At 77.0% G+C, this 2,739-nt stretch carries 1 protein-coding gene; it reads left to right on the forward strand.

Features of this window, described 5'->3' with window-relative positions; translation table 11 throughout:
* The first annotated feature begins 238 nt into the window (after positions 1–238).
* Positions 239–2,389, forward strand: coding sequence for a primosomal protein N' (locus AB0G74_RS34285; RefSeq protein WP_361154627.1), 2,151 nt, complete (start codon positions 239–241; stop codon positions 2,387–2,389).
* Positions 2,390–2,739 lie beyond the last annotated feature (350 nt).

A 2,739-nucleotide genomic window follows, 5' to 3' on the forward strand; every position in this document is an offset into this window, starting at 1 on the left:
ATCAGGCTGCCGGGCGCGGCCCGGGGTTGTGTGCCTCACCCGGAGGGCCAAGGCGCTGGGGGTCCCCCCAGCGCCGAAGGCGTAGGGGGAGGAACTGCGCGACAAGCCACCCACGGTCCGCAGGCCGCGAACAACGTCACGCGGCCGGGCGCGGCCCGGGTCTTGCGGGGACGGGGCCCCGGGAGTCGGGGGACGCGGGCGGCCCGGGATGTCAGGGGGCTCTGACAGAATTACCGGCGTGGGCAGGGACGACGCGTCGACCGGTACCGGGAACGACCCGGCATCCGCTCCCGAGCAGCTGGCGCTGATCCGGGAGACGGTCCGCCGCGCCGACGTCCCCCGGGCCAAGCCCCGTACCTGGCGCGGTGCCGCCCTCGCCGATGAGCTGCCCGTCGCCCGGGTCGTGGTCAACAAGGGCGTGCTCCATCTCGACCAGTTCTTCGACTACGCCGTGCCGAAGGAACTGGATGCCGAGGCCCGGCCGGGGGTCCGGGTCAGGGTCCGGTTCGGCGCCGGGGGCGGCCGGGTGCGGCAGGGCCGCCGGGAGGGCGGCGGGCTCATCGACGGCTTCATCGTCGAGCGCCGGGCCTCCTCGGACTACAGCGGAGCCCTCGCCGCCCTCGCGAACGTCGTGTCCCCCGAGCCCGTGCTCAGCCCGGAGGCCCTGGCGCTGGCCCGGGACGTGGCCGACCGTTACGCGGGGTCGCTGGCGGACGTACTCCAGCTCGCGGTGCCGCCGAGGAACGCCCGTGCGGAGCGCCGGCCGTCGCCCGAGCCGCTGCCGTCGCCCCCGGTGCCGGACGCCGGGTCGTGGCGGCGGTATCCGAACGGCCCCGGATTCCTGGCCGCCCTCGCCGACGGCGGCGGACCGCGCGCGGTCTGGACGGCGCTGCCGGGCCCCGACTGGCCCGACGAGCTGGCGCGGGCCGTGGCGGCCACCCTGGCGTCGGGCCGCGGGGCGCTGGTCGTCGTCCCCGACGGGCGCCGGGTCACCCGGGTGGACGAGGCGCTGACCGCTCTCCTCGGCCCCGGCCGCCATGCGGTCCTGACCGCCGATTCGGGGCCCGAGAAGAGATACGGCGAGTGGCTGGCCGTACGGCGGGGCTCCGTCCGCGCGGTGGTCGGGACCCGGGCGGCGATGTTCGCGCCGGTACGGGATCTCGGCCTGGTCGCGGTCTGGGACGACGGAGACTCCAGCCACAGCGACGACCGGGCGCCGTTCCCGCACGTCCGGGAAGTGCTGGAGCTGCGGGCCCGCAACGAGTCCTGCGGCTTTCTGCTGGGCGGGCTGAGCTGCACCGTGGAGGCGGCGCAGCTCGTCGACAGCGGCTGGGCCCGCCCGCTGGCGGCCGACCGGGAACGCGTCAGGGCCGCCGCGCCCCTGGTCCGTACCGTCGGTGACGAACAACTCGGCCGCGACGGGGCCGCGCGGGCGGCCCGGCTGCCGACCCTGGCGTGGGAGACCGCCCGGGAGGGGCTGAAGCACGGCCCGGTGCTGGTGCAGGTGCCCCGGCGGGGATACGTACCGAGGCTCGGATGCGAACGGTGCCGTACGCCCGCCCGGTGCGAACGGTGCTCCGGGCCGTTGCAGGCCCCCGAGGAGCGGGCGCTCGGCTGCGGCTGGTGCGGCCGGGAAGTACCGGAATGGCACTGCCTCGCCTGCGGCGGTACGCGGCTGCGCGCCCGGGTCGTCGGGGCCCGGCGCACCGCCGAGGAGCTGGGGCGTACGTTCCCCGCCGTCCCGGTCCGGACCTCCGGCCGGGACCATGTGCTGGACACCGTCCCCGGCCGCCCGGCGCTCGTGGTCAGCACCCCCGGGGCCGAGCCGGTCGCCGACGGCGGATACGCGGCGGCCCTCCTCCTCGACGGCTGGGCCATGCTCGGCCGACCCGATCTGCGCTCCTCGGAGGAGGCACTGCGACGCTGGATCGACGCGGCGGCGCTGGTACGGGGCGGGGCCGAGGGCGGCACGGTCGTGATCGTCGCCGAGCCGACGCTCCGGCCGGTCCAGGCCCTGGTCCGCTGGGACCCGGTCGGCCACGCGAGACGCGAACTGGCGGACCGGGCCGAGCTGGGCTTTCCACCGGTGTCGCGAATGGCCGCGGTGACGGGGCGGACGGACACGGTCGCGGCGTTCCTGGAGACGGCGGGCCTGCCGCCGGAGACCGAGGTCCTCGGCCCGGTGCCGCTGCCCGCGCCCCCCGCCGGACGCCCCCGGCGCCCCGGCGACCCCCCGCCGGGGGAACCGTGGTCACAGGCGCTGCTCCGGGTGCCGCCGGGCAGCGGGGCGGCGTTGGCGCGGGCACTGAAATCGGCGCGGGCGGCACGGTCGGCGCGCGGCGGTACGGAACAGGTCCGGATCCGCGTCGACCCCCTCGACATCGGCTGAACGCCTCCCGCTGAGGGTCCCCGCGTGCCCGCGCCGCCCGGCGCCCGGGGTTGTTCGCGGTCCGCGCCACCGTCGTGGCTTGTCGCGCAGTTCCTCCCCCTATGCCTTCGGCGATGGGGGGACCCCCAGCGCCTTGGCCCTCCGGGTGAGGCACACAACCCCGGGCCGCGCCCGGCAGCCTGATGCAGTTCGCGGTCCGCGGACCGTGGCCGGCTGGTCGCGCAGTTCCCCGCGCCCCTGGGTTGCCCTCCTCATCCCCCTCGTGGTGAGACGGGTCCCATTTTCAGGGCCAAGGAGCGGGAGAGCATTTAGGGGCGCGACGACCCCCGCGCTCGACGGCGGACCTTCGC

The organism is Streptomyces sp. NPDC020875 (assembly GCF_040641415.1).
In the GTDB taxonomy this organism is placed as follows: Bacteria; Actinomycetota; Actinomycetes; order Streptomycetales; family Streptomycetaceae; genus Streptomyces.